20 protein-coding genes and 1 pseudogene are annotated in these 26,009 nt (G+C 70.9%); 10 read left to right on the top strand and 11 right to left on the bottom strand.

The genetic code is table 11. The annotated features are described in order from the left end of the window. Positions 1-22 precede the first annotated feature (22 nt). Together pgi and MQN93_RS30020 are read left to right on the top strand one after the other, a co-directional pair. Complete coding sequence (gene pgi, locus MQN93_RS30025; RefSeq protein ID WP_242712006.1) at positions 23-1,678, top strand: glucose-6-phosphate isomerase; 1,656 nt, start codon at positions 23-25, stop codon at positions 1,676-1,678. A gap of 99 nt (positions 1,679-1,777) precedes the next feature. After that, complete coding sequence (locus MQN93_RS30020; protein ID WP_242712005.1) at positions 1,778-2,782, top strand: proline-rich domain-containing protein; 1,005 nt, start codon at positions 1,778-1,780, stop codon at positions 2,780-2,782. A 6-nt stretch (positions 2,783-2,788) separates the two neighbouring features. On the opposite strand, the gene MQN93_RS30015 is transcribed toward MQN93_RS30020, so the two are convergent. From MQN93_RS30015 to MQN93_RS30005, 3 genes and pseudogenes are all read right to left on the bottom strand, one after another. Next, positions 2,789-5,302 (bottom strand): ABC transporter permease, encoded by a 2,514-nt coding sequence (locus MQN93_RS30015; RefSeq protein ID WP_242712004.1) that lies wholly within the window; start codon positions 5,300-5,302, stop codon positions 2,789-2,791. Between the two features lie 55 nt (positions 5,303-5,357). Further along, a pseudogene (locus MQN93_RS30010) lies at positions 5,358-6,011 on the bottom strand (ABC transporter ATP-binding protein); the annotation flags it as partial. Between the two features lie 92 nt (positions 6,012-6,103). Continuing rightward, positions 6,104-6,619: a PadR family transcriptional regulator gene (locus MQN93_RS30005; RefSeq protein ID WP_016436120.1), complete on the bottom strand. Its 516-nt coding sequence runs from the start codon at positions 6,617-6,619 to the stop codon at positions 6,104-6,106. A 126-nt stretch (positions 6,620-6,745) separates the two neighbouring features. Here MQN93_RS30005 and MQN93_RS30000 point away from each other — a divergent pair, with 126 nt between their 5' ends. From MQN93_RS30000 to MQN93_RS29980, 5 genes are all read left to right on the top strand, one after another. Continuing rightward, a complete protein-coding gene (locus MQN93_RS30000) occupies positions 6,746-8,017 on the top strand; it encodes an ABC transporter substrate-binding protein (protein WP_242712002.1) in 1,272 nt (423 codons plus the stop codon). Positions 8,018-8,189: 172 nt separating this feature from the next. Continuing rightward, complete coding sequence (locus MQN93_RS29995) at positions 8,190-9,815, top strand: glycoside hydrolase family 13 protein (protein ID WP_016436122.1); 1,626 nt, start codon at positions 8,190-8,192, stop codon at positions 9,813-9,815. A 59-nt stretch (positions 9,816-9,874) separates the two neighbouring features. Next, on the top strand, positions 9,875-11,203 hold the full coding sequence (locus tag MQN93_RS29990) for an ABC transporter substrate-binding protein (protein WP_242712001.1): 1,329 nt from the start codon (positions 9,875-9,877) through the stop codon (positions 11,201-11,203). A gap of 6 nt (positions 11,204-11,209) precedes the next feature. Then, positions 11,210-12,547 carry an ABC transporter permease gene (locus tag MQN93_RS29985; RefSeq protein ID WP_242712000.1) on the top strand — a complete coding sequence of 446 codons (1,338 nt, stop codon included), beginning with the start codon at positions 11,210-11,212 and terminating at the stop codon, positions 12,545-12,547. Beyond that, complete coding sequence (locus tag MQN93_RS29980; RefSeq protein ID WP_016436125.1) at positions 12,544-13,383, top strand: carbohydrate ABC transporter permease; 840 nt, start codon at positions 12,544-12,546, stop codon at positions 13,381-13,383. The genes MQN93_RS29985 and MQN93_RS29980 overlap by 4 nt, the downstream gene beginning before the upstream one ends. A 99-nt stretch (positions 13,384-13,482) precedes the next feature. Here MQN93_RS29980 and pgl read toward each other — a convergent pair whose 3' ends face one another. The 5 genes from pgl to tkt are packed head-to-tail and all read right to left on the bottom strand — an operon-like array spanning position 13,483 to position 20,170. Further along, on the bottom strand, positions 13,483-14,265 hold the full coding sequence (gene pgl, locus MQN93_RS29975; protein WP_242711999.1) for a 6-phosphogluconolactonase: 783 nt from the start codon (positions 14,263-14,265) through the stop codon (positions 13,483-13,485). After that, a complete protein-coding gene (gene opcA, locus MQN93_RS29970) occupies positions 14,262-15,407 on the bottom strand; it encodes a glucose-6-phosphate dehydrogenase assembly protein OpcA (protein WP_242711998.1) in 1,146 nt (381 codons plus the stop codon). Before opcA ends, pgl begins: the two co-directional genes overlap by 4 nt. Beyond that, positions 15,404-16,927, bottom strand: coding sequence for a glucose-6-phosphate dehydrogenase (gene zwf / locus MQN93_RS29965; RefSeq protein WP_016436128.1), 1,524 nt, complete (start codon positions 16,925-16,927; stop codon positions 15,404-15,406). The genes opcA and zwf overlap by 4 nt, the downstream gene beginning before the upstream one ends. Before the next feature lie 3 nt (positions 16,928-16,930). Further along, on the bottom strand, positions 16,931-18,049 hold the full coding sequence (tal, locus tag MQN93_RS29960) for a transaldolase (RefSeq protein ID WP_242711997.1): 1,119 nt from the start codon (positions 18,047-18,049) through the stop codon (positions 16,931-16,933). Positions 18,050-18,082: 33 nt separating this feature from the next. Beyond that, a complete protein-coding gene (tkt, locus tag MQN93_RS29955; protein ID WP_242711996.1) occupies positions 18,083-20,170 on the bottom strand; it encodes a transketolase in 2,088 nt (695 codons plus the stop codon). A 368-nt stretch (positions 20,171-20,538) separates the two neighbouring features. Between tkt and MQN93_RS29950 the strand changes: the two genes are divergently transcribed. The 3 genes from MQN93_RS29950 to MQN93_RS29940 all read left to right on the top strand — a co-directional run bounded on the left by MQN93_RS29950 (position 20,539) and on the right by MQN93_RS29940 (position 23,081). Beyond that, complete coding sequence (locus tag MQN93_RS29950) at positions 20,539-21,492, top strand: heme o synthase (RefSeq protein ID WP_037782652.1); 954 nt, start codon at positions 20,539-20,541, stop codon at positions 21,490-21,492. 93 nt (positions 21,493-21,585) lie between these two features. Then, complete coding sequence (locus MQN93_RS29945; RefSeq protein ID WP_242711995.1) at positions 21,586-21,918, top strand: hypothetical protein; 333 nt, start codon at positions 21,586-21,588, stop codon at positions 21,916-21,918. Between the two features lie 56 nt (positions 21,919-21,974). Continuing rightward, on the top strand, positions 21,975-23,081 hold the full coding sequence (locus tag MQN93_RS29940) for an amidohydrolase family protein (protein ID WP_016436133.1): 1,107 nt from the start codon (positions 21,975-21,977) through the stop codon (positions 23,079-23,081). 40 nt (positions 23,082-23,121) lie between these two features. On the opposite strand, the gene MQN93_RS29935 is transcribed toward MQN93_RS29940, so the two are convergent. From MQN93_RS29935 to MQN93_RS29925, 3 genes are read right to left on the bottom strand one after another with little or no spacing between them, the layout of a single operon-like run. Beyond that, positions 23,122-24,132 (bottom strand): COX15/CtaA family protein, encoded by a 1,011-nt coding sequence (locus MQN93_RS29935; protein ID WP_037782654.1) that lies wholly within the window; start codon positions 24,130-24,132, stop codon positions 23,122-23,124. A 57-nt stretch (positions 24,133-24,189) separates the two neighbouring features. Further along, positions 24,190-24,963 (bottom strand): ABC transporter permease, encoded by a 774-nt coding sequence (locus MQN93_RS29930; protein ID WP_242711994.1) that lies wholly within the window; start codon positions 24,961-24,963, stop codon positions 24,190-24,192. After that, a complete protein-coding gene (locus MQN93_RS29925; RefSeq protein ID WP_242711993.1) occupies positions 24,960-25,883 on the bottom strand; it encodes an ABC transporter ATP-binding protein in 924 nt (307 codons plus the stop codon). The genes MQN93_RS29930 and MQN93_RS29925 overlap by 4 nt, the downstream gene beginning before the upstream one ends. Positions 25,884-26,009 lie beyond the last annotated feature (126 nt).

The following is a 26,009-nucleotide window of genomic DNA, read 5'->3' as shown; positions in this document are numbered from 1 at the left end:
CGAAAGAAGGCTGACGTCGGACATGAACGCAGACGGCCGTAACAGGCTCAACCGGACGCCCGAGTGGACCGCGCTCGCGGAGCACCGCGAGGAACTCGCCGACACCCATCTCCGGGAGCTCTTCGCCGCCGACCCGGGCCGCGGCACCGGCTACACCCTCCAGGTGGGCGACCTGTACATCGACTACTCCAAGCATCTCGTCACGGACGAGACCCTGCGGCTGCTGCGTGAACTGGCCGCCGCCACCGATGTGTTCGGCCTGCGGGACGCCATGTTCCGCGGCGAGAAGATCAACGTCACCGAGGACCGGGCCGTGCTGCACACCGCGCTGCGCGCCCCGCGGGACGCGGTGATCGAGGTCGACGGGGAGAACGTCGTGCCGCGCGTGCACGCCGTGCTCGACAAGATGGCCGGCTTCGCCGAGCGGGTCCGCTCCGGCGTGTGGACGGGGCACACCGGCAAGCGCATCAAGAACGTCGTCAACATCGGCATCGGCGGCTCCGACCTCGGACCCGCGATGGCGTACGAGGTGCTGCGCGGCTTCACCGACCGCGGCCTGACGGTCCGCTTCGTGTCGAACGTCGACGGCGCCGACCTGCACGAGGCCACCCGCGACCTGGACGCGGCGGAGACGCTGTTCATCATCGCCTCCAAGACCTTCACCACCATCGAGACGATCACCAACGCGACCTCCGCGCGCGAGTGGCTGCTCGGTGAGCTGAAGGCCGGTCAGGAGGCCGTCGCCCGGCACTTCGTGGCGCTGTCGACGAACGCGGAGAAGGTCGGCGAGTTCGGTATCGACCCGGACAACATGTTCGAGTTCTGGGACTGGGTCGGCGGCCGCTACTCGTACGACTCGGCGATCGGCCTGTCCCTGATGATCGCCATCGGCCCGGACCGCTTCCGCGAGATGCTCGACGGATTCCGCATCGTCGACGAGCACTTCAAGAACGCGCCCGCCGAGGCCAACGCCCCGCTGATCCTGGGCCTGCTGGGCATCTGGTACGGCAACTTCCTGGGCGCCCAGTCGCATGCGGTGCTGCCGTACAGCCACTATCTGTCGAAGTTCACCGCCTATCTGCAGCAGCTGGACATGGAGTCCAACGGCAAGTACGTGGGGCGGGACGGGCAGGAGGTCGACTGGCAGACCGGGCCCGTGGTGTGGGGCACGCCGGGCACCAACGGACAGCATGCGTACTACCAACTCATCCACCAGGGAACGAAGTTGATCCCCGCCGACTTCATCGGCTTCGCCGAGCCGGTGGCCGAGCTGAGCGGGACGCTGAAGGCGCAGCACGATCTGCTGATGGCCAACTTCTTCGCGCAGACCCAGGCGCTGGCCTTCGGCAAGACGCCGGACGAGGTCCGGGCCGAGGGGGTGGCGGAGGAGCTGGTGCCGCACAAGACGTTCAAGGGCAACCACCCGACGACGACGATCCTGGCGCGTGAGCTGACCCCGTCGGTGCTGGGCCAGCTGATCGCGCTGTACGAGCACAAGGTGTTCGTCCAGGGTGCCGTGTGGAACATCGACTCCTTCGACCAGTGGGGCGTGGAACTCGGCAAGGTGCTCGCCAAGCGGGTCGAGCCCGCGCTGACCGAGGGGGCCCAGGTACCGGGTCTGGACGAGTCGAGCAAGGCGCTGGTCGCCAGGTACCGGGAGCTGCGCGGCCGGGCATGACGTCACCGTCGCGGTGCGGGAAGCGGGCGGCGTGGGGTCGTGCGCGTCCCGTAGAATCCCCCGAGCGATCATGGACACGACCGCTCGGGGGAGTGCAACGTGAGTAGTGCACAAGGGAGTTGGCTCAGCGAGAGGCTGACCGCGCGGACCTTTCTGAAGCCTCATCAGGTGGCGCGGGCGGTGTTCCATCCGGCGTGGATCCCGGAGGCGGTCGACCCGTCGGTGGAGCAGCTCAAGCGGGTGCGGATCATCGCCGGGGCGATCGCGGCTCTCGGTGTCTACACCTTCGTCGAGGGCGGGTTCGCCTTCGACGAGATGCTGGACAACGCCGCCACCGCCTCCGCCGTGCTGTTCTTCATCACCCCGCTGACGGTCGGAGTGATGCTCTTCGTCTGGCGGCGCGGTGGCACGGTACGGCAGCTGAAGAGCCCGCTCCTCAGTGCGCTCAAGCTGCTGCTGCTCTTCATCGGTTCGGTGTTCGGGACGGTGCTGCTCTTCCGGCTGGGCGACGTGTTCGGGGTCGTCGCCAAGCTCGTGCTGAGCCTCGTCGGGATGTGGATGGCGGTGTTCGTGATCACGGGCGCGGTCAAGCTGTCGGGGAACTTCTTCGGCACCGCCGTGGTGCACCGCGGTCTGCCGCCGCTGCTCGCCACGGTCACGACCTGGCTGATGGCGCTCCCGGACCTGTTCACCGGCGATCTGCACGGCCTGAGCCTCACGATGGGGATCGTCTTCATCCTGGGCGCGCCCGTGACGGTCACGGGGATCGCACTGCTGGAGCTGCGGCGGCTCAGACAGCGCTACGGCGTCCGGCTGGCGGCGCACCCGGCAATCCTGCCGCGGATCACCCCGCCGCAATCGCCACCGCCACCGCCTCCGCCGTACGCACCGCAGGGTGCCGGCGGGTTCGTACCGCCGCCGGGCCATCCGTACGGCTCTCCGCCGGGCCATCCGTACGGCCCTCCGTCGGGCAGCCCGTACGTCCCGCCGCAGGGAAGCCCGTACGGTCCGCCGCAGAACAACCCGCACGGCGATCCGTACAACAACCCGCACGGAAATCCCTACAACAACCCGTACAACCCCCGCAGCCCCTACGGGACTTGACCGAGGTCAGGTCACCGCGCTGAGCGTGTCCGCGAGGCGGCGGCGGGCCGCTCGGGCCGCGGGCAGGGCGGCGAGCCCCGCGGCGCCCAGCACCGCCGCCGCACCGAACAGGACCAGCAGTACCGGCGACGGACCCTGGGCGATGCCCGCGCCGATCCCGCTCGATCTGCCCTGGGCGTCGATCAGCCAGTGCGCGAGAGGAGTGCCCACGGCCGTACCCGCGACGACGGCGGCCAGGGCGGTGCAGCCGGTGGCCGTGACCGTGATCGCGGTGATCTGGCGCGGGGACAGGCCGATGGCCTTGAGGGCGAGCAGATCGCGTTCGCCCTCGCGGACGGTGCCGCCGATCGCGGTGAGCAGTTCGACGAGCCCGATGAGGGCGAGCACGACGATCAGCCCCGCGACGACCGAGCGCAGGGGCGAGAGCCCGTCGGCCGGGTTGGTCACGGCGTGCACGTCCAGATGCCCGTGCCCGGCGGTGGTCAGCTGCTCCGCCACCGTCTGGGGGTCGGCCCCGGGGCGCAGCCGGAGCTGGTAGAGCGTCGGGGCGAGGTGTGGGTCGTTGTCGCGGAGGGTGTCGAGCGAGGTGGAGATGACGCGGCCGGCGTTCTCCGGTTCGATGCTGCGGCCCACGATGTGCAGGATCTGCGGCTGGTCGCCGACCGTCATCCGCACCCAGTCGCCGACGTGGACGTCCAGCAGATCGAGCAGCCCCTGCCCGGCCACCGCCTCGTCGTCGGCGCGCGCGGGGCGGCCCTCGGCCAGGGCGTACGGGTAGGGGTGGTGGCGGGTGCCGAGGCCGCGCAGCGCGATGGTGGCCGTCTGCCCGGGGACCAGCGCGGCTACCTCGACGCCGGGGTAGGCGGCGGCGACCTGCGGGTCGCGGTCCAGCACCGCGCGGGTGCCGCGGTCGCTCAGGCCGGCGTCGGTGTGGACGGTGAGCGCGGCCGGCAGGCCGATCTGCTCGGGTCTGCTGTGGAAGCGGTCGATGGTGGTCCAGGCGCTCATCGCCACGACGATCAGCAGCAGGGGCAGCGCGAGCCGGGCCACGGTGGCCAGCGACCGCAGCCGGCGGACGAAGGTCGTGTGCCAGCCCAGCACCAGCGCGGGCGGCACGCCCAGCGCGAGCGCCCGCCGCGCCAGGCCGGAGAGCTGCCCGCTCGACGGCCCGGCAGACGCCGGCGCCTGAAGGCCGTGGACCGAACCGGCCCCTCGCTCGTCGCCCGGAGCGGTACGCCGAAAACCGAGCGTCCGTCGCACCGGCACCGACACCGGCACCGGCGTGCTGAGGCGCGCACTGTGGTCCTCCGCGGCCGAAGGCCGGGGCGCAAGGGCCCGAAAGCCCGTCCCGCTACCGCCCTTCGCCGCAAACCGCGCCCCCAGCCCGCGCCCGCCCGCGACCGGCCCCCGAGGCACCGGCACCGGCGGCACCCGCCCCGCCCGCCACGCCGCGAGGCCCGTCGTCGCGCCGATGAAGAGCACCGCGCCGACCGGAATGGCGAACAGGGCGACCGTGTGGCCAGGCAGGCCCTGCCAGACGCCGACCGCGTCGCCGAGGCGGCCCGGGAAGCGGCTGCCCAGGGCCTGGGTGAGTGCCGCGGCGCTCACGGCGCCCAGCACGGCGTAGGCGATGTGCTGGAAGAGGAAGACGCGGACGACCTGGGCCGGGGTGAAGCCGATCGCCTTGAGGACGGAGATGTCCCGGAGGTGGCCGCGGATACGGGTGGAGATCGCGCCGTGCACCGCGAGCCCGGCCGCGAGCAGCGCGCCCACGCCGAACAGCCCCAGCACCTGACCGAGCAGCCGGTTGTCGCCCTGTGCCTCGGCGCGGGCCTGCTGCCAGGTGGAGACCTCGCCGATGGCGCCGGCGCCGAGGACGGTGACGGCGCGCTGGACGGCGTAGCCGGTGTCGTCGGGGTCGGTCAGGCGCAGCCCGATGACCTGGCTGGTCGGGTGGGGCACGGCGGAGGGCAGCGCCCAGACGAGCCCGGGCTGTTCGCCGGGGCGGTAGCGGGGCTCGGCGCTGTCGGCCACGCCGAGGACGGTCACCGTCCGGGCCGAGCCCGGCAGGGTGAGCGTGTCGCCGGGTTCCGCGAGCAGGGCACGGGCGAGTCGGCTCTCCAGCACCACGCCGTCGGGGGTGGCGGGGTCCAGCCAGTGGCCCGCGGTCAGGAGCGGACGGCCCACGGTGGGGCGCTCGGGCGTGGCGCGCAGCTCCACCGAGGCACGGGTGCCGCGGGAGGCGAGGGTGGTGGAGGCGGCGGGGTAGGGGCCGGCGACGGACTGGACGCCGTCCAGGTCCGCGAGCTTCCGCGCCTGGGCGGACTCGGCCGTGTGGATCCACACGTGCGCACCGCGCTCCTGGGTGAAGATGCGTTGCCAGGGGTTGGTGGCGTAGCCGAACAGGGCCGTGGCCAGCAGCAGCGACACCACGATCCCGGCCGTGGCGAGCACCAGGAACAGTGCCTCGCCGCGGTGGGTGCGCAGATCGGAGTGCGCCCAGCGCAAGGTCGCTCGCACGGCGGCTCAGCCCCTCGGTCCGCGGGGCGCGCGGCAACGGTCGTACACCCGCATGTCAGTCCTTGAGTTCCAGCACTCCGGATATCCCGGTCCCGCGGGTCGGCCTGCCGTCCAGTTCCGCGTCGTCGGCTATGCGCCCGTCGAAGAAGCTGATGACCCGGTCCGCGGCGCTCGCCAGCCGGGCGTCATGGGTGACCAGCACGATCGTCTGGCCGCGCCGGTGGAAGCGGGACAGCAGCCGCATCACCTCACGGGTGCCCTTGCTGTCCAGGCTGCCCGCGGGCTCGTCCGCCAGCAGCAGCGGGGGATGGTTGACCAGGGCCCGGGCCAGTGCGACCCGCTGCTGCTCACCGCCCGACAGCTCGCCCGGCATGCTCCGCTCCTTGCCCGCGAGGCCCAGCTCGGCCAGCAGCTCCTCCCGCCCGGCGCGCGCCTGCCGGGGCGGCACCCCGGCGAGCAGGGCGGGCAGCTCCACGTTGTCGGCGACCGACAGGTTCGAGACCAGGTTGAAGAACTGGAAGACGATGCCGATGCGCTTCCTGCGCTCCACCGCCCAGCGCGCCTCGCTCCAGCTGTCGGTGGGCACGCCGTCCAGCCGTATGCTGCCGCCGTCGGGACGCTGCAGTCCGCCCAGCAGATGCAGCAGCGTCGACTTGCCGGCGCCGGAGGGGCCGGTGACGGCCACGAACTCGCCCTGCCGGACACAGAGATCGACTCCGCGCACGGCATGGGCGGGGGCGCCCTCGCCGTAGTGCGTCTTGAGCAGACCCTGGGCGTGCAGCACGGGAGCGGGACTGTCGCTCACTCCAGCTCCTCCAGCTCTTCCTGGCACCGTTCCAGCCAGTCGAGGTCGGCCTGCAGGTGCAGCATCGCGCCCTCGATCAGCAGCTGCGCGACACGGTTGTCCCGGTTCTCGGCGGCGGCCAGTTTCGACAGGTTGCGCATGGTGTTCAAGTACTGGCGCCGTTGCTTGTTGATCAGGGCGATCTGGTCGGCGAGACCGGTCTGCGGAGCGAGCGCCAGCTTCATGAAGAACTCGTCCCGCACCCGCGGCTCGTCCTCGGGCTCCTCGAACCAGGCGCGCAGCGCCTCCCGCCCCGATTCGGTGAGGTGGTAGACCTTTTTGTTGGGCCGGTTCGACTGCTGGACGTCCTCGCCCTCGATCAGTCCCTGCTTCTCGAGGCGGCCGAGGGTCACATAGATCTGGCCGACGTTCGGCTGAGGGTACGCGGAGCCCAGCAGTTGCTCAAGGTCCTGCTTGAGCTCGTAGCCGTGGGCCGGACCGCGCGCCAGCAGGGCCAGGAGAGGCAGCCGCACTCGTGCTCTCCTCCCCGCATCCCGAGTAATGTGCCGCGGGCCCTAGTATCGCGCATACCTAACAGGTATACATGGCCACTGTCCCGGGCGATGCTGCCCGTGGTGCCGGTGTACAGGGAGGAACCTATGCGGTGGATACACGCCGCCGGTAGGGGCCTTCTCGTACTCGTCGTGGTCATGACCGGCTACGTCACCTCCGGCGCCCACGCCGACGAGGGCACGGCGGGGGGCCGCGGGCCCCTCACGCTCGCCACCGCGGGAGACCTCACCGGCTATCTCGGCCCGCTCCTCGAAGGCTGGAACCGCACCCATCCCGGCGAGAAGGTGACCCTCGTCGAGCTGCCGGACTCCGCCGACGAGACCCACGCCCAGATGGTCACCGACCTGCGCGGCGGGGACCGCGGCCGGTTCGACGTCCTCAACATCGACGTCAACTGGACGTCGGAGTTCGCGGCGGAGGGCTGGATCCGTCCGCTGCCCCGCGACCGCTTCCCGCTCGGCACGTTCCTGAATCCGGTGGTCGACACGGCGACCTACGACGGACATCTGTACGCGGTCCCCTACGTCACCAACGCCGGCCTGCTCCTCTACCGCAAGGACATCCTGCAGAAGGAGGGCGTCCCGCCGCCCCGCACCTGGGCCGAGCTGGAGCGGGACGCGAAGACCATCGCGCCGAAGTACGGACTCGACGGCTACGCCGGGCAGTTCCTCCCGTACGAGGGCCTCACCGTCAACGCCGCGGAGGCGGTCTACTCGGCCGGCGGCAGCATCCTCGGCGACGAGGGCGCGACCGTCACGGTGAACTCCGCCGCCGCCCGCGAGGGCATCGGATTCCTCGCCCGGGGCGTGCGCGAGGGCTGGATCCCGAAGAAGGCGCTGACGTACAAGGAGGAGGAGTCCAAGCAGGCCTTCCAGGACGGCAGGCTGCTCTTCCTGCGCAACTGGCCCTACGCCTATGTCGTCGCCTCCGCCAAGGGCTCCCCGGTCGCCGGGAAGGTCGGCGCGGTGCCGCTGCCGGGTCCCGACGGGCCCGGGACGAGCGTGCTGGGCGGCTCCAACCTCGCCGTCACCACCCATGCGCGCCATCCGGACTCGGCCGCGCGCCTGATCGCCTATCTCACCAGCGCGCCCGTCCAGCGCCAGGTCCTCACGCGCGGAGCGCTGCCGCCCGTGCGCGCCGCGCTGTACGAAGACCCCGCGCTGGTACGGCAGTTCCCCTATCTCCCCACCCTGCGCGAGAGCGTGCTCAATGCCGCCCCGCGGCCCAAGAGCCCGCGCTACGGCCAGGTCAGCCTGGTGGTGCAGGCGGTGGTGCACGACGCGATGACCGGGCACGAGAGCCCCGCGGCGGCCGTGCGCCGGCTGGCGCGGGAGCTGGCCGCGATCCCCGGCCGATAGGTCCGCGAAGTCCGCGGAGCCTCCGGAGTCTTCGTAGTTACGTGTTAGGTAACGCGGATATCTCATCTGCCGCCTCATCGCCCTGAAAAGTCCGCATTTGGCACCCTGACTCACCGGTAGCGCGCGTTCTTTTCATTGACATCCCCACGACACGCCTACCTAACATGCATGCATGTTGAGTAAGTGCCGCTGGTGGCGCGACGCAGTGATCTACCAGGTATACGTCCGCAGTTTTCTGGACAGCACCGGCGACGGCATCGGCGATCTGGCCGGGGTCCGCGCCGGACTGCCGTATCTGAAGAAGCTGGGCGTGGACGGGATCTGGCTGAGCCCCTTCTACCCCTCGCCCCAGCACGACCACGGCTACGACGTGGCCGACTACTGCGGCGTCGACCCGCTCTTCGGCGACCTCGCCGAGTTCGACCTGCTGATGGCGGCCGCACGGCGGCTCGGCATCAAGGTGCTGCTGGACATCGTGCCCAACCACTGCTCCAGCGAGCACCCCTGGTTCCAGGAGGCGCTCGCCTCGGCACCCGGCAGCGCGGCCCGCGCCCGCTTCCACTTCGCCGACGGACGCGGCCCCGACGGTGCCGAGCCGCCCAACAACTGGCACTCCATGTTCGGCGGACCGGCCTGGAGCCGGGTGACCGAGGCGGACGGCCGGCCCGGCCAGTGGTACCTGCACATGTTCGCCCCCGAGCAGCCCGACTGGAACTGGCGCAACGACGAGGTCGGCGCCGAGTTCGACCGGGTGCTGCGGTTCTGGCTGGACCGGGGGATCGACGGCTTCCGCATCGATGTGGCGGCAGGACTCTTCAAGCACCCCGAACTGCCCGACTCCGACGACCCCGAGGCCGACGCCCGCACCCGCGACTCGGTCAACCCGCTCGCCTGGAACCAGCCCGAGGTGCACGACGTGTGGCGGCACTGGCGGGCGGTGTGCGAGCAGTACACGGCCAAGGACGGCCGCGAACGGCTCCTGGTCGGCGAGGTGTCCGTGCCGAGCGCTCGCGAACACGCGAAGTACGTACGGCCGGACGAACTGCACCAGGCCTTCTTCTTCGACCTGCTCAGCGCCCCGTGGGACCCCGACGCGTTCCGCAAGGTCATCAGCGAGGCCATGCAGGACATCGCCGGCACCGGCTCCACGGTCACCTGGGTGCTCAACAACCACGACCAGGTCCGCACCGTCACCCGCTACGGCGAACCCGCCACCGGCTGCAGCGGCCTGGGCGCCGCCCGCGCCCGCGCCGCCGCGCTGCTGATGCTGGCGCTGCCCGGCGCCGCGTACATCTACCAGGGCGAGGAGCTGGGGCTGCCCGAGGTCGTCGACCTGCCCGACGACGTGCTCACCGACCCGATCTTCCGCCGCACCGGCAGCCGGGCCCGGATCCGCGACGGCTGCCGGGTGCCGCTGCCCTGGTCCGGACAGGCCTCGCCGTTCGGCTTCACCTCCGGCGCCGAGAGCGCTCGGCCCTGGCTGCCGCAGCCGTCGTACTTCGCCCAGTACGCCACCGACCGGGCCCTCGCCGACACCCGCTCCTTCTGGCACCTCTACCGCGACGGGCTGCAACTGCGCGCCGCGTTGCCCCAGTTGGGCGAGGGCACGCTCGACTGGCTGGACACCCCGCCCGGTGTCCTCGGCTTCGTCCGCGGCGACGGCCTGGTCTGCGCCGTCAACTTCGGGACGGCGCCCACGCCCGCGCCGGTCTCCGGCACCCCGCTGCTGTCCAGCGGCCCGTGCCCCACAGGGGTGCTGCCCGGCTCGACGGCGGCCTGGTGGATGAGCGACCTCTGATCGCCGCCCGCCCCTTCTGATTTCTCGTCAGTTACCCATCCCCGAAAGGGACATCAACGATGATGCGACGACGCACGACCCTGCTCACCGGCTGCACCGCGCTCGCCCTGGCACTCGGCGCGACCGCCTGCGGAGGCAGCGGCCCGGTCTCCGCCGGCGGCGGCGACAAGTCGCTCAGCGGCCAGACGGTCACCGTGGCCGGGGTCTGGTCCGGCAGCGAGCAGAAGAACTTCCAGAAGGTGCTGGACGCGTTCACCGAGAAGACCGGCGCCAAGACGCAGTTCACCTCCACCGGCGACAACGTCTCCACCGTCGTCGGCAGCAAGATCGAGGGCGGCAACGCCCCCGACGTGGTGATGGTCCCGCAGGTCGGCGTGCTCCAGCAGTTCGCGAAGAAGGGCTGGCTCAAGCCCCTGTCGGCCACCACCGAGAAGTCCGTGGACGCCGGCTACGCACCCGTCTGGAAGAAGTACGGCAGCGTCGACGGCACCCTCTACGGCGTCTACTTCAAGGCCGCCCACAAGTCGACGGTCTGGTACAGCCCCGACGCCCTCGACCAGGCCGGCGTCAAGCCGCCGACGACGTACGACGCGATGCTGAAGGCCGGGCACACCGTCTCCGACTCCGGCCTCGCCGCCTTCTCGGTCGCCGGACAGGACGGCTGGACCCTCACCGACTGGTTCGAGAACATCTACCTCTCGCAGGCCGGACCGGAGAAGTACGACGCCCTCGCCGCGCACAAGCTGAAGTGGACCGACGCGTCGGTGGTCAAGGCCCTCGGCACCCTCGGCAAGCTCTTCAAGGACAAGCAGCTCATCGCCGGCGGCCAGAAGGAGGCCCTCAACACCGACTTCCCGGGCTCGGTGGAGAAGGTCTTCGGACCCAAGCCGGAGGCCGGCATGGTCTACGAGGGCGATTTCGTCGCCGGGGTCGCCAAGGACCAGTTCGGCAAGACGATCGGCACGGACGCGAACTTCTTCCCCTTCCCCGCGGTCGACGGCGGCAAGGCGCCCGTGGTCAGCGGCGGTGACGCGGCCGTCGTCCTCAAGGACGGCAAGAACGCCAAGGCCGGCATGAAGCTCCTGGAGTACCTGGCGACCCCCGAGGCGGCCGCGGTCTGGGCGAAGGCGGGCGGCTTCCTGTCGCCGAACAAGCAGCTCGACTTCGGCGAGTACGGCGACGACGTCACCCGCGCGACCGCCAAGTCCCTCGTCGGGGCCGGGGATTCGGTCCGCTTCGACATGTCCGACCAGGCGCCCGCGGCGTTCGGCGGCACGAAGGGCGCGGGCGAGTGGAAGCTGCTCCAGGACTTCCTGCGCGACCCGTCCGACCCGGCGAGGACCGCGGCGCAGCTGGAAACCGCGGCCGCCAAGGCCTACAAGGGCTGATGCCCCATGACCGCGACTGTGGTGAAAGAGGCAAGTCCGCCCGCTCTCGGGGCCGTTGAGCGGGCCCGGACCATCGCCGTGCTGTTCGCCTTCCCCGCGCTGCTCCTGCTGGGCGCCCTCGTGGTGTACCCGGTGCTGTTCTCGATCGGCCGCAGCTTCTTCGACGCGTCCGGCACGCGCTTCGTGGGCGGCGACAACTACACCGAGATGTTCCGCGACCCCGCGACCCTCAAGGCCGTGCGCAACACGGCCATCTGGGTCGTGGTGGCACCGGCGCTGCTGACCGGCCTGGGCCTGATCCTCGCCGTCCTGGTGGAGAAGGTCCGCTGGGCCACGGCCTTCAAACTGCTGCTGTTCATGCCGATGGCGGTGTCCTTCCTCGCGGCCGGCATCATCTTCCGGCTCGCCTACGACGAGGACCCGGACAAGGGCGTCCTGAACGCGGCCGTGGTCTCGGTGCACGACGCCTTCAAGGGCACCTCGCAGTATCCGACGGCGCGGGCCCGCGAGGGGTTCGGGATCACCAAGGGCACGGACGGCTCGTACCGCACGAACAAGGCGGTGTCGCCGGGGAGTTCGGTGGCGCTCGGCCTGGTCGGCGTGGCGCCCAAGGACCTGCCCGGCGGTGCCGAGCCCGCCTATGCGGCAGCCTCCCGCAAGGCGGCGGCCGACGAGGTGCGCGGTGTCGTCTACCTGGACTTCACCCCCGGCGGGGGCGGCAAGCAGGGCCAGGTCGACCGGCGCGAGAGCGGACTTCCGCAGATGAAGGTCGAGGCGGTGGGCGACGACGGAAGGACGGCCACCACGACCACGTCCTCGGACGGCTCCTTCGCGTTCAAGGGCCTCGACTCCGGCTCGTACACGGTGAAGCTCCCGGCCTCCAACTTCGCGCAGCCCTACGACGGCGTCTCCTGGCTCGGGCCCGCCCTCGTCACACCGGCGATCATCGGGGCGTACCTGTGGATCTGGACGGGCTTCGCGATGGTCCTGATCGGCGCCGGACTCGCGACGCTGCCGCGTGACGCCCTGGAGGCGGCCCGGATGGACGGCGCCAACGAGTGGCAGATCTTCCGGCGGATCACGGTGCCCCTGCTCGCACCCGTGCTGACGGTGGTCTTCGTGACCCTCGTGATCAATGTGATGAAGGTCTTCGACCTCGTCTACATCATCGCGCCCGGGCCCGTGCAGGAGGACGCGACCGTGCTCGCCACGCAGATGTGGCTGGTGTCGTTCGGCGGCGGCAACAACCAGGGGCTCGGCAGCGCGCTCGGTGTGCTGCTTCTGCTGCTGGTGGTCCCCGCCATGGTCTTCAACGTCCGTCGTTTCCGAAGGAGTCAGCGATGAACGCGGTGCGGCGCACGCTGAGCAGCGGCCTGGTGCAGGCCTTCCTCGTCCTGGTCGGCCTGGTGTGGCTCACTCCGCTGGCGGGGCTGTTCCTGTCCTCGCTGCGCTCCTCGCAGGACTCGGCGAGCAGCGGCTGGTGGACGGCGTTCACCAGCCCCGGTCAGCTGTCCTTCGACAACTACTCGGCGCTGCTGAAGAACGCCGGGATGACACAGGCCTTCTGGAACACGGTGCTCATCTCGGTGCCCGCGACCTTCCTGGTCGTGGTGCTCGCCGCCCTGGCCGGATATGCCTTCGCCTGGCTGGACTTCCCCGGCCGCGAGGGCGTCTTCCTCGTCGTGGTGGCCCTGTTGGTGGTGCCGGTCCAGATCGGTCTGCTGCCGGTGGCCAAACTCTTCGGCGAGCTGGGCCTGTTCGGGACGATCCCCGGTGTCGTGCTCTTCCATGTGGCGTACGGGCTGCCGTTCGCGGTGTTCCTGCTGCGCAACTACTTCGCCGAGATGCCCAAGGAGATGCTGGAGGCCGCCCGGATGGACGGCGGCAGCGAGTGGCGCATCTTCACCCGGCTGGTCCTGCCGGTGGGGCGGCCCGCGATCGCGTCCCTGGCCATCTTCCAGTTCCTGTGGGTCTGGAACGACATGCTGGTCGCCCTGCTGTTCGCGGACAGCTCCTCGCAGCCGCTGACCGTTCAACTCCAGTCGCAGATACGGCAGTTCGGGAGCAACATCGATGTGCTCGCACCGGGCGCGTTCGTGTCCCTGATCGTGCCGCTGGTCGTGTTCTTCGCGTTCCAGCGGCACTTCGTGCAGGGAGTCATGGCCGGGTCGGTGAAGTGAGGCCGGTGAAGTGAGGCCGGTGAAGTGAGAAGGCGGCGAGGGGAGTTGCCCCTCGCCGCCTTTCCCTGCGTACACGAACCTCAGGTACGTACACGAACCTCAGGGCGACGCCGACGGATACAGCGACCGCGGCAGCTGCGAGGCGGCCGCGGCGTCCAGCAGCCACAGGGTGCGCGAGCGCCCGCGGGCGCCCGCAGCCGGGGCCTGGACCTCGCCCGCGCCGGAGAGGGCGATCGCCGCGGCCTGCGCCTTGTCCTCGCCCGCGGCCAGCAGCCAGACCTCGCGGGCCGCGCGGATCGCCGGGAGCGTCAGGCTCACCCGCGTCGGCGGCGGCTTCGGCGCCCCATGGACACCCACCACCGTGCGCTCCGTCTCCCGCACCGCGGGCAACTCCGGGAAGAGCGACGCCACATGGGTGTCCGGGCCGACGCCCAGCATCAGGACGTCGAAGGTGGGCACCGCGCCGTGGTTCTCGGGACCGGCGGCCCGCGCCAGCTCCTGCGCGTAGCCCTCCGCCGCCGCCTCGACGTCGGTGCCGTGCGGCCCGTCCGAGGCCGGCATGGCGTGCACCCGCTTCGCATCCAGCGGGACGGAGTCCAGCAGGGCCTCGCGGGCCTGCGTGACATTGCGCTCCGGGTCGCCCTCCGGCAGGAAGCGCTCGTCCCCCCACCACAGGTCGAGGCGGCCCCAGTCGATCGCGTCCCGCGCCGGCGCGGCGGCCAGCGCCGCCAGCAGGCCGTTGCCGTTGCGGCCGCCCGTGAGGACCACGGACGCATAGCCGCGGGAGGCCTGCGCGTCCACGATCTTCGTGATCAGACGGGCCGCGGCGGCCTGCGCCATCAGTTCCTTGTCGCGGTGCACGACCAGCTGCGGAGTGCTCACTTCGCCGCCGCCTTCTTCTCGGAAGCCGCCGTCCCGGAGGGCGCGTCCGTCACCGGTGCCTCCGCCTCCGCTTCCGGCGCGGCAGCTTCAGCAGCGGCTTCGACCGGCTCTCCGCCGGGCGAGGGGGCGTCAAGGCCGGGTGACTGCTCGTCACTTTTGGAGGGCGGCTCCAGGACGGCGTCCGCCGCCTCGTCGAACGCGACCCCCGCGTCCGACACCTCGCTCAGCCGCTCCACCCCGAACCGCAGTGCCGATGCGTAGGTGTCGTCCGGGTCCAGCCGGCGCAGTTCCTCCGCGATCAGCTCGGCCGTCTCGCGCCGCTTCAGCGCCACCGCACGGTCCGGCTGACCCTGGATCGACAGCGTCGCGAGCGAGCCGTCGGCCCGGTCGAGGACGATCCGGCCGGTGTCCGTGGCCATGCGCACCGCGGTCAGCCCCGGGCCGTTGGACAGCGACCGCTTCACCGGCACGTCCAGCCGGTCCGCCAGCCACATCGCCAGCAGCTCGCAGCTCGGGTTGAACTCCTCGCCCTCCACCTCGACGGCCGCCACCTTGCAGGTGACCTGGTCGAGCGCGGCGGCCAGCATCGAGCGCCAGGGCGTGATGCGGGTCCAGGACAGGTCGGTGTCGCCGGGGGTGTAGGTGTCGGCGCGGGCGGTCAGCTCCCGCACCGGCTGCTCGGCGGCGTAGGTGTCCGTGACCCGGCGCTGGGCGAGGGCGCCCAGCGGGTCGTTCGCCGGGTCGAGCGGCGCGTTGACCGGCCACCAGACGACCACCGGGGCGTCCGGCAGCAGCAGCGGCAGGACGACGGACTGCGCGTGGTCGACCACCTCGCCGTACAGACGCAGCACGACCGTCTCGCCGGTGCCCGCCTCCGCACCCACCCGGACCTCGGCGTCCAGCCGGGACTGCGTACGGTCGCGGGGGGTGCGCGAGACGCGCTTGATGACCACGAGCGTGCGCGAGGGGTGCTCGCGCGAGGCGTCGTTCGCCGCCTTGAGGGCGTCGTACGCGTTCTCCTCGTCCGTCACGATGACCAGCGTGAGCACCATGCCGACGGCCGGCGTGCCGATGGCCCGGCGGCCCTGCACCAGCGCCTTGTTGATCTTGCTGGCCGTGGTGTCCGTGAGGTCTATCTTCATGGCCGGCGCCAGCTCCGTCCCTCTCGTGCGAGCATTTCGTCCGCCTCGACGGGACCCCAGGTACCGGACGGGTACTGGGCGGGCCTGCCGTGCCGGTCCCAGTACTCCTCGATCGGGTCGAGGATCTTCCAGGACAGCTCGACCTCCTCGGTGCGCGGGAAGAGGTTCGAGTCGCCGAGCAGCACGTCGAGGATCAGACGCTCGTACGCCTCCGGGGAGGACTCGGTGAAGGACTCGCCGTAGGCGAAGTCCATCGACACGTCCCGGATCTCCATCGAGGTGCCCGGCACCTTCGAGCCGAAGCGGACCGTCACGCCCTCGTCCGGCTGGACGCGGATGACGATCGCGTTCTTGCCGAGCTCCTCCGTCGCCGTGTGGTCGAAGGGGGAGTGCGGCGCCCGCTGGAAGACGACCGCGATCTCGGTGACCCGGCGGCCGAGCCGCTTGCCGGTGCGCAGATAGAACGGCACACCCGCCCACCGCCGGTTGTCGATCTCGACCTTGATGGCCGCGTAGGTGTCGGTCTTCGACTGCGGGTCGATGCCCTCCTCCTGGAGGTAGCCGACCGCCTTCTCGCCGCCCTGCCAGCCCTCGGCGTACTGCCCGAACACCGTGTCGCGGCCCAGGTCCTTCGGCAGCCGTACGGCCCCGAGCACCTTGGTCTTCTCCGCGGCCAGCGCGTCCGCGTCGAAGGAGGCCGGCTCCTCCATCGCCGTCAGGGCCATCAGCTGCAGCAGGTGGTTCTGGATCACGTCGCGGGCGGCGCCGATGCCGTCGTAGTACCCGGCACGGCCGCCGATGCCGATGTCCTCGGCCATGGTGATCTGCACATGGTCCACGAAGGACCGGTTCCAGATCGGCTCGAACATCGTGTTGGCGAAGCGCAGCGCCAGGATGTTCTGGACGGTCTCCTTGCCCAGGTAGTGGTCGATGCGGAAGACCTGGTCCGGGGCGAAGACCTCGTGGACGACCTTGTTGAGGTCCTCCGCGGACTTCAGGTCGTGACCGAAGGGCTTCTCGATGACCGCGCGGCGCCAGGAGCCGGAGCTCTGGTCGGCCAGGCCGTGCTTCTTCAGCTGCTGGATGACCACGGGGAAGGAGCGCGGCGGCACGGACAGATAGAAGGCGAAGTTGCCGCCCGTGCCCTGTGCCTTGTCGAGCTCCTCGATGGTGCCGCGCAGCCGCTCGAAGGCGTCGTCGTCGTCGAAGGTGCCCTGCACGAAGCGCATCCCCTGGATGAGCTGCTGCCAGACCTCTTCGCGGAACGGCGTGCGGGCGTGCTCCTTGACGGCGTCGTGCACCTCGGCGGCGAAGTCCTCGTGCTGCCACTCGCGGCGGGCGAAGCCCACCAGGGAGAAGCCCGGCGGCAGCAGACCCCGGTTGGCGAGGTCGTACACGGCGGGCATGAGCTTCTTCCGTGACAAGTCGCCCGTGACGCCGAAGATGACCAGGCCCGACGGCCCCGCGATACGCGGGAGCCGTCGGTCTGCGGGGTCACGCAGCGGGTTGCTGCTCGACAAAGATCAACCCTCCGAGGGGGCGAGGCGCTCCAGCTCCGCCTCGGTCGACTTGAGCAGGTCGTTCCAGGACGCCGCGAACTTCTCGACGCCCTCGTCCTCCAGAAGCTGCACCACCTCGTCGTACGAGATCCCGAGCTTCTCGACGGCGTCGAGGTCGGCGCGGGCCTGCTCGTACGTCCCGGCGACGGCGTTGCCGGTGATCGTGCCGTGCTCCTCGGTGGCCTCCAGGGTGGCCTCCGGCATGGTGTTGACCGTGTTGGGTGCGACCAGGTCGTCGACGTACAGGGTCGGCTTGTAGGCCTTGTCCTTCACGCCGGTGGAGGCCCACAGCGGGCGCTGCTTGCGGGCGCCCGCCTTCTCCAGCGCGTTCCAGCGGTCGGAGGAGAAGACCTCCTCGTACAGCTGGTAGGCCAGGCGCGCGTTGGCGACCGCGGCCTTGCCGCGCAGCGCCTTGGCCTCGTCGGTGCCGAGGGCGTCGATCCGCTTGTCGATCTCGGTGTCCACGCGGGACACGAAGAAGGACGCCACAGAACGGATCAGCGAGAGGTCGAGGCCGCGCTCCTTGGCCTTCTCCAGGCCGGCCAGGTAGGCGTCCATGACCGCGCGGTAGCGCTCCAGGGAGAAGATCAGCGTGACGTTGACGCTGATGCCCAGGCCGATGACCTCGGTGATCGCCGGCAGGCCCGCCGGGGTCGCCGGGATCTTGATGAGCGTGTTGGGGCGGTCGACCAGCCAGGCCAGCTGCTTGGCCTCGGCGACCGTCGCCCGGGTGTTGTTCGCCAGGCGCGGGTCGACCTCGATCGACACGCGGCCGTCCTGGCCGTCGGTGGCGTCGAAGACGGGGCGCAGGATGTCGGCCGCGTCCCGCACGTCCGCCGTGGTGATCATGCGGACGGCCTCCTCGACGGAGACCCTGCGGGCGGCGAGGTCGGTCAGCTGCTGGTCGTAGCCGTCGCCCTGCGAGATCGCCTTCTGGAAGATCGTCGGGTTGGTGGTGACGCCCACGACGTGCTGCTGGTCGATCAGCTCGGCGAGGTTGCCGGACGTGATCCGCTTGCGCGACAGGTCGTCCAGCCAGATCGCGACGCCTTCTTCGGAGAGGCGCTTGAGTGCGTCTGTCATGGAATTACATCTCCTACGTGTCGTATATGAGCGTCAGCGCTGGGCGGCCGCGAGGGATTCCCGGGCCTTGGCGGCCACGTTCTCCGCAGTGAAGCCGAACTCGCGGAAGAGGACCTTGCCGTCCGCGGAAGCACCGAAGTGCTCCAGGGAAACGATGCGACCGGCGTCCCCGACGTACTTGTGCCAGGTCAGTCCGATCCCGGCCTCGACCGCCACCCGCGCCTTCACGTTCGGCGGCAGGACGCTGTCCCGGTACCCCTGGTCCTGCTCCTCGAACCACTCCACGCACGGCATGGACACGACGCGCGTCGGCACCCCGTCCGCCTGGAGCTGCTCGCGCGCCTCGACGGCGACGTGCACCTCGGAACCGGTGGCGACGAGGATGACCTGCGCTTCGCCGCCGTCGGCCTCCAGCATCACGTAACCGCCGCGCGCGGTGTCCTCGTTCGGCTCGTACACCGGCACGCCCTGACGGGTCAGTGCGAGGCCGTGCGGGGCGCCCTTGCCGAAGACCTTGGTGTAGCGCCGCAGGATCTCGCGCCAGGCGATCGCGGTCTCGTTCGCGTCGGCCGGGCGGACCACGTTCAGGCCCGGGATGGCGCGCAGCGAGGCCAGGTGCTCGATCGGCTGGTGGGTGGGGCCGTCCTCGCCGAGGCCGATGGAGTCGTGCGTCCACACGTACGTCACCGGCAGGTGCATCAGCGCCGACAGACGCACGGCGTTGCGCATGTAGTCGGAGAAGACCAGGAACGTACCGCCGTAGACACGGGTGTTGCCGTGCAGGGTGATGCCGTTCATCTCCGCGGCCATGGAGTGCTCGCGGATGCCGAAGTGGACCGTGCGGCCGTACGGATCGGCCTCCGGCAGCGGGTTGCCCGCCGGCAGGAACGAACTCGTCTTGTCGATGGTCGTGTTGTTGGAGCCGGCCAGGTCGGCGGAGCCGCCCCACAGCTCGGGGACGATCGCACCGAGGGCCTGCAGCACCTTGCCGGAGGCGGCACGCGTGGCGATGCCCTTGCCCGGCTCGAACACCGGGACCTTCTCCTCCCAGCCGGCCGGCAGCTCGCCCTTGGCGACGCGGTCGAACTCGGCCGCGCGCTCGGCGTTGTTCTGCCGCCACAGCTGGAACGACTTCTCCCACTCGGCCTTCGCCTCGCGGCCGCGCTCCAGCGCCTGACGGGTGTGCTTGAGGACCTCGTCGGAGACCTCGAAGGTCTTCTCCGCGTCGAAGCCCAGGACACGCTTGGTGGCCGCGACCTCGTCGTCGCCGAGCGCCGAGCCGTGCGCGGCCTCGGTGTTCTGCGCGTTCGGGGCGGGCCAGGCGATGATCGAGCGCATCGCGATGAACGACGGCCGGTCCGTCACCGCCTTGGCGGCCTCGATCGCGTTGTAGATCGCGTGCGGGTCGAGGTCGCCGTCCGGCTTCGGGGCGACGCGCTGCACGTGCCAGCCGTAGGCCTCGTAGCGCTTGACGGTGTCCTCGGAGACGGCCGTCTCCGTGTCGCCCTCGATCGAGATGTGGTTGTCGTCCCACAGCAGGATCAGATTGCCCAGCTTCTGGTGGCCGGCGAGCGAGGACGCCTCGGAGGAGATGCCCTCCTGGAGGCAGCCGTCACCGGCGATGCAGAAGATGTAGTGGTCGAAGGGGGACTCGCCCTGCGCGGCGTCCGGGTCGAACAGGCCGCGCTCGTAACGGGCGGCCATCGCCATGCCCACCGCGTTGGCGACACCCTGGCCGAGCGGGCCGGTCGTCGTCTCCACGCCCTTGGTGTGGCCGTACTCCGGGTGACCGGGGGTCTTCGAGCCCCAGGTGCGGAAGGACTTCAGATCGTCCAGCTCCAGGCCGAAGCCGGCCAGGTAGAGCTGCGTGTAGAGGGTCAGGGACGAGTGGCCGGCGGACAGCACGAAGCGGTCGCGGCCCACCCACTCCGGGTCGGCGGGGTCGTGCCGCATCACCTTCTGGAAGAGGGTGTAGGCGGCGGGCGCCAGGCTCATCGCCGTACCCGGATGGCCGTTGCCGACCTTCTGTACGGCGTCGGCGGCCAGGACGCGGGCGGTGTCCACGGCCCGCTGGTCCAACTCGGTCCACTCGAGGTCTGTGGTGGTCGGCTTGGTGCTCACCCTGAGTCAGGGCTCCTCTCCACATGTCGAATGCCGGTGACTTGGCGCTACCGGCCGCTGTCGAGCCTACCCCCGTGAGTACGCGCAGTTTTTCGAGTCATTCCAGACTGCCGGGACTCCGGGGGATCCGCCTCCCGGCCGCCTTGATCGGTGTTCGGCATCTCAATACGCAGCCGCTCGCGAGACTGCTCAATCGAGCTCGAGTACGACGACCGGGCGCATCGGTGTGCCGCAGGTGGCGGGCCCCGCCCAACACGACCCCACCCCCGCGAAGGCCGGGGTATGGGCAACGTCTAAAGTGGCGTGGTACGCGCGAGCCTTTACCGGGACTTCACACGGGTGAGGCTTGCTGGGATGTCTCTGTAGGGGTGTGCGTGACGGCCGTCGAATCCCGTCCAGCGGGGGTAATCGGTGCGAGCGAGAGCCCGCGTCACCGGCCGTTCGGGGCCCGTGTCAAGGCGTTCGTGGCGCTGACCAAGCCACGGATCATCGAGCTGCTGCTCATCACCACCGTCCCGGTGATGTTCCTCGCCCAGCAGGGCGTGCCGGACCTGACGCTGGTGCTGCTCACCTGCGTCGGCGGCTATCTGTCGGCGGGCGGCGCCAACGCGCTGAACATGTACATCGACCGCGACATCGACGCGCTGATGGACCGCACCGCGCAGCGCCCGCTGGTCACCGGCATGGTCAGCCCGCGCGAGTGCCTCGCCTTCGGCATCACGCTCGCCGTGGTCTCGACGCTGCTGTTCGGCCTCGCCGTCAACTGGCTGTCGGCCTGGCTGTCCCTCGGAGCGCTCCTCTTCTACGTCGTCGTCTACACGATGATCCTCAAGCGCCGTACGTCGCAGAACATCGTGTGGGGCGGCATCGCGGGCTGTCTGCCGGTGCTGATCGGCTGGTCCGCCGTCACGAACTCCATGTCGTGGGCGCCGATCATCCTCTTCCTCGTCATGTTCTTCTGGACGCCGCCGCACTACTGGCCGCTGTCCATGAAGGTCAAGGAGGACTACGCGCGCGTGGGCGTGCCCATGCTGCCGGTCGTCGCATCCAACAAGGTGGTCGCCAAGCAGATCGTCATCTACAGCTGGGTGATGGTCGCCGTCTCCCTGCTGCTGACGCCGCTGGGCTACACCGGCTGGTTCTACACGACGGTCGCCCTGGCGGCCGGCGGCTGGTGGCTGTGGGAGGCGCACGCCCTGCAGAACCGCGCCAAGGCCGAGGTGACGGGCGGCAAGCTGAAGGAGATGCGGCTGTTCCACTGGTCCATCACCTATGTGTCGCTGCTGTTCGTGGCGGTGGCGGTGGACCCCTTCCTGCGGTAGCACCCGCTGAGGTCCTGCGGTAGCACCCGCTGAGGCGGGGGTCACGCACCCCGCCCGTCGCCGTTCGTCCTACTCGTCGGTAGCATCCTGGCCATGGCAGAGACTGAGCAGGTTGACCCGAAGGCCGAGCGCAAGGTGGCGCGGCTCGCCAAGCGGATCGGCGCCTTCTCCAAGGCGCACGGCGGGGCCGAGGGGCAGGTGGCCCACGTCGGCGAGCGCGGCGCGCGCATCGTCCTCGTCGGCGCGGACGGCGGCTGGGGCGACCTGATGGCGCCCTCCTACGAGCTGGCCGAGAAGGCCGTCGAGAAGGCCGGCATCACCGTCCACGAGTCCTTCGACGGCGAGTTCGCGGCCAAGGTGCGCACCGGCCCGTACGAGTGGAAGCGCATGGCCGGGATCCAGCTGGGCGGTTCGAGCAACACCTGACGCCGGTTCACCCGTTAGGACCTGTGAGAGCACTGGTCCACTGCGCGGGAGTCCGGATGATCGAAACGCCGTCCCTCGTGGACCAGTACTGCCACGGCGTACTGAGGACGGAGCTGGGCCTCGGCACCTTCGAGGCCCAGCTGGCCCGCACGGAGGGCCCGCCGGCACCCGGCACGACCCTCTTCGACACCCAGACGGGCTTCGCGGTACGGCGCTGGTGCCCGCCGCTGCTCGGCCTGGAACCGCACTGCGCCCCCGCCCGCTATCTCGCCCGGCGCCGTGAGCTCGGCGTACCGGAGGCGGGCCGCAGACTGCTGCGGGGCAGCGGCATCACGACGTACCTGGTCGACACGGGGCTGCCCGGCGATCTGACCGGTCCCTCGGAGATGGCCTCCGCGAGTGACGCCGAGGCCCGCGAGATCGTCCGTCTGGAACTGCTCGCCGAACAGGTCGCCGACACCTCCGGCACCGTCGAGTCCTTCCTCGCCAACCTCGCCGAATCGGTGCACGGCGCCGCCGGGAACGCCGTGGCCTTCACGTCCGTCGCGGGCGTACGGCACGGTCTCGCGCTCGCGCCCGAGCCTCCGGGGCCCGGTGAGGTGCGGGGCGCCGCGGCCCGCTGGCTGGGCGGCCGCCGGGTGGGCGGGGAGCTCAGCGATCCCGTGTTGCTGCGGCACCTGCTGTGGATCGCGGTCGCCTCGGGCCTGCCCCTCCAACTGCACGCGGGGCTCGGCGAACCGGGCCAGCGCATCGACCGCACGGACCCGGTGCTGCTGACGGACTTCGTCCGCGCGACGGCGGGCCTGGGCACCGACCTGATCCTGCTGCACGGCTATCCGTACCACCGCCACGCCGCCCATCTCGCCGGCGTCTTCCCGCACGTCTACGCCGACTCGGGCGCGGCGCTGGTGCGCACCGGCGCCCGCGCGGCGACGGTCCTCGCGGAGATCCTGGAGCTCGCCCCCTTCGGCAAGATCCTCTTCTCCAGCGGAGCGCACGGACTGCCCGAACTGCACGTGGTCGGCGCTCGGTTGTTCCGCGAGGCCCTCGGCCGGGTGCTGGGCGGCTGGGTCTCCGACGGGGCGTGGTCGCTCGCGGACGCGCAGCGGGTGGCGGGGCTGGTGGCGGCGGGGAACGCGCGCCGGGTGTACGGGCTGGAGTGAGCCGTACGCCGAGCTGCACGAGGCCGTACGGGAAGCGGCTCTACGCGCGCGTGCCGACCGTCACCTCGGCCGAGGGACCCGGCAGGTCCGCCACCGCCGGCGGCCGCTCGCGCAGCGAGAACAGCACTCGCAGGACCCAGATCCAGATCAGTGCCGAGCCGAGCATGTGCAGGCCGACGAGGAGTTCGGGCAGGTGCGTGAAGTACTGGACGTAGCCGATGACGCCCTGGGCGAGCAGGACCAGGAACAGTTCACGGGTGCGGGCGAGCGGGCCCTTGGGGGCGTCGACCGCCTTGAGGATGAACCACAGGGCGAAGGTGAGGGTGACCACGATCCAGGCGAGCACGGCGTGCAGCTTGGCGACCGTCTCCCAGTCGATCGGGATCCGGTCGACCTCCTTGGAGTCACCCGCGTGCGGTCCGGCGCCGGTCACCACCGTGCCCACCGCGATCAGCAGCACCGAGGCGAGGACGAGGAACCACACCAGCTGCTGCACCGGCTTTCCGACCAGCGGCCGGGGCGCGGCGTCGCCCTCGCGGGTGCGCTGCCACATGAGCGCCGCGACCGCGATCAGGGCCGAGGAGAGCAGGAAGTGCGCCGCGACCGTGTACGGGTTGAGGCCGACGAGGACCACGATGCCGCCGAGCACCGCGTTGCCCATCACGATCCAGAACTGCGCCCAGCCCAGCCGGGTCAGACCGCGCCGGAACGGCTTCTGGGAGCGGGCGGCGATGATCGCCCAGCCGACGGCCGCGCACAGCACGTACGTCAGCATGCGGTTGCCGAACTCGATCGCCCCGTGGAAGCCCATCGCGCTGGTGGCGGTCAGGGAGTCGTCCGTGCACTTGGGCCAGGTCGGGCAGCCCAGACCGGAGCCGGTCAGGCGCACCGCACCGCCGGTGACGACGATGACCACCGACATGACGAGTGCGGAGAGAGCCGCCCGCTGGACCGTCCGGGGTGTCGGGGTCCAGCGTTCGGCGATGAAGGAGAGCGGGTTGCGCAGGGCCGCCACGGCGTCGGCGCGGGTCACGTTTGGCACGCGCCCCATCGTAGGCGGCCGCTTGTGCACTCGTTCACGAGGGTCCATGACGTCCCCTGCTCCCAGCTACTCCCAGCGGAAGAACGTCCCCGCGGCCGCCAGCCCCACGACCGCCCACACGCCCAGGATGCCCAGGTCGCCCCAGGGCACGGCGGCGCCGTGCTGGAGCACGTCGCGCAGGCCGTCGGAGAGGGCCGAGATGGGCAGCAGGCCGAGCACGTCCTGGGCGCCCTGCGGGAACTTGTCCATCGGCACGATCACCCCGCCGCCCACGAGCAGCAGCAGGAAGACCAGGTTCGCGGCGGCCAGGGTCGCCTCCGCCTTCAGCGTGCCGGCCATCAGCAGACCGAGGCCGGAGAACGCGGCCGTCCCGAGGACCAGCAGGAGCAGAACGGCGCCGGGGTTGCCGTGCGGCGACCAGCCGAGCGCGAAGGCGATCACCGTCAGCAGGATCACCTGAAGGACCTCGGTGACCAGCACCGACGCCGTCTTCGCGGTCATCAGGCCCCAGCGGGGGAGTGGCGAGGAGGCGAGGCGCTTGAGGACGCCGTAGCGGCGCTCGAAGCCCGTCGCGATGGCCTGGCCGGTGAACGCCGTGGACATCACCGCGAGCGCCAGGATGCCGGGGGCGAGGAAGTCGACGGACCTGCCCGCGCCGGTGTCGACGATGTCCACCGAGCTGAACAGCACCAGCAGCAGCGTCGGGATCACAACCGTGAGCAGCAGCTGCTCGCCGTTGCGCAGCAGCATCCGCGTCTCGAGCGCCGCCTGGGCGCCGATCATGCGGGGCAGCGGCGCGGCCCCCGGCTTCGGCGTATAGGTGCCGGTGGCCGTCGTCATGAGCGCAACTCCTTGCCCGTGAGCTCCAAGAAGACATCCTCCAAGGTGTGCCGTTCGACCGAGATGCGGTCCGGCATCACACCGTGCTGCGCGCACCAGGACGCCACCGTCGCCAGCAGCTGGGGGTCGACCTTGCCGTTGACCCGGTAGGAACCCGGCGTCAGCTCGGCCGCGCTGCAGTCCGCGGGAAGCGCCTTGAGGAGCGAGCCGACGTCCAGGCCGGGGCGGCCGAGGAAGCGCAGGGTGTTCTCGGCGCCACCGCGGCACAGGTCCTCCGGGGAGCCCTGGGCGATGACCCGGCCGGCGTCGAGGATCGCGACGTCGTCGGCGAGCTGCTCGGCCTCGTCCATGTAGTGCGTGGTGAGGATGACCGAGACGCCGTCGGCGCGCAGGTCGCGCACCAGGTCCCAGGTCGCGTGGCGGGCCTGCGGGTCGAGGCCCGCGGTCGGCTCGTCCAGGAACGCCAGCTCGGGGCGGCCCACGACCGCCATCGCGAGCGCCAGGCGCTGCTGCTGGCCGCCGGAGAGCCGGCGGTAGGCCGTGCGGCCGCAGGAGCCGAGCCCCAGCCGCTCGATCAGGGCGTCGACGTCCAGCGGGTTCGCGTGCAGCTTCGCCACGTGCCGCAGCATCTCGTCCGCCCGGGCGCCCGAGTACACGCCGCCCGACTGCAGCATCACACCGATGCGGGGGTGGAGCCGGCGGGCCTCGCGCACCGGGTCGAGGCCCAGCACACGCACCGTGCCGGAGTCCGGCCGACGGTATCCCTCGCAGATCTCCACCGTGCTCGTCTTGCCCGCGCCGTTCGGACCGAGTACGGCGGTCACACCCGCCCCGGCCACCAGGTCGAGGCCGTCGACAGCGGTTTTCGTGCCGTACCGCTTCACCAGGGCCTGAACCTGGACCACGGGCTCACTTCGCATGGGCCCGAGTCTAGGTACGGCGTCCAGGGCCCCGACGGCCGGGTGCAGGATCTCCACCGGTGCACACAGACAAAGATCGTTTCCGCAGGTCGGATTAGGTAGACCTAAGTGACGCAGGGCACCGTC

The organism is Streptomyces spinosisporus (assembly GCF_022698145.1).
Taxonomy (GTDB): domain Bacteria; phylum Actinomycetota; class Actinomycetes; order Streptomycetales; family Streptomycetaceae; genus Streptomyces; species Streptomyces spinosisporus.
The sequence above is the reverse complement of the archived record's forward strand: the minus strand, read 5'-3'. Positions and strand labels throughout refer to the sequence as shown.

Coding starts and splice junctions, on each gene's coding strand:
- pgi (WP_242712006.1), top strand. CDS start 23: ATGAACGCAGACGGCCGTAACAGGCTCAACCGGACGCCCGAGTGGACC.
- MQN93_RS30000 (WP_242712002.1), top strand. CDS start 6,746: ATGCGGTGGATACACGCCGCCGGTAGGGGCCTTCTCGTACTCGTCGTG.
- MQN93_RS29995 (WP_016436122.1), top strand. CDS start 8,190: ATGTTGAGTAAGTGCCGCTGGTGGCGCGACGCAGTGATCTACCAGGTA.
- MQN93_RS29990 (WP_242712001.1), top strand. CDS start 9,875: ATGATGCGACGACGCACGACCCTGCTCACCGGCTGCACCGCGCTCGCC.
- MQN93_RS29985 (WP_242712000.1), top strand. CDS start 11,210: ATGACCGCGACTGTGGTGAAAGAGGCAAGTCCGCCCGCTCTCGGGGCC.
- MQN93_RS29980 (WP_016436125.1), top strand. CDS start 12,544: ATGAACGCGGTGCGGCGCACGCTGAGCAGCGGCCTGGTGCAGGCCTTC.
- opcA (WP_242711998.1), bottom strand. CDS start 15,407: ATGAAGATAGACCTCACGGACACCACGGCCAGCAAGATCAACAAGGCG.
- tal (WP_242711997.1), bottom strand. CDS start 18,049: ATGACAGACGCACTCAAGCGCCTCTCCGAAGAAGGCGTCGCGATCTGG.
- MQN93_RS29945 (WP_242711995.1), top strand. CDS start 21,586: ATGGCAGAGACTGAGCAGGTTGACCCGAAGGCCGAGCGCAAGGTGGCG.
- MQN93_RS29940 (WP_016436133.1), top strand. CDS start 21,975: ATGATCGAAACGCCGTCCCTCGTGGACCAGTACTGCCACGGCGTACTG.
- MQN93_RS29935 (WP_037782654.1), bottom strand. CDS start 24,132: ATGGGGCGCGTGCCAAACGTGACCCGCGCCGACGCCGTGGCGGCCCTG.
- MQN93_RS29930 (WP_242711994.1), bottom strand. CDS start 24,963: ATGACGACGGCCACCGGCACCTATACGCCGAAGCCGGGGGCCGCGCCG.
- MQN93_RS29925 (WP_242711993.1), bottom strand. CDS start 25,883: ATGCGAAGTGAGCCCGTGGTCCAGGTTCAGGCCCTGGTGAAGCGGTAC.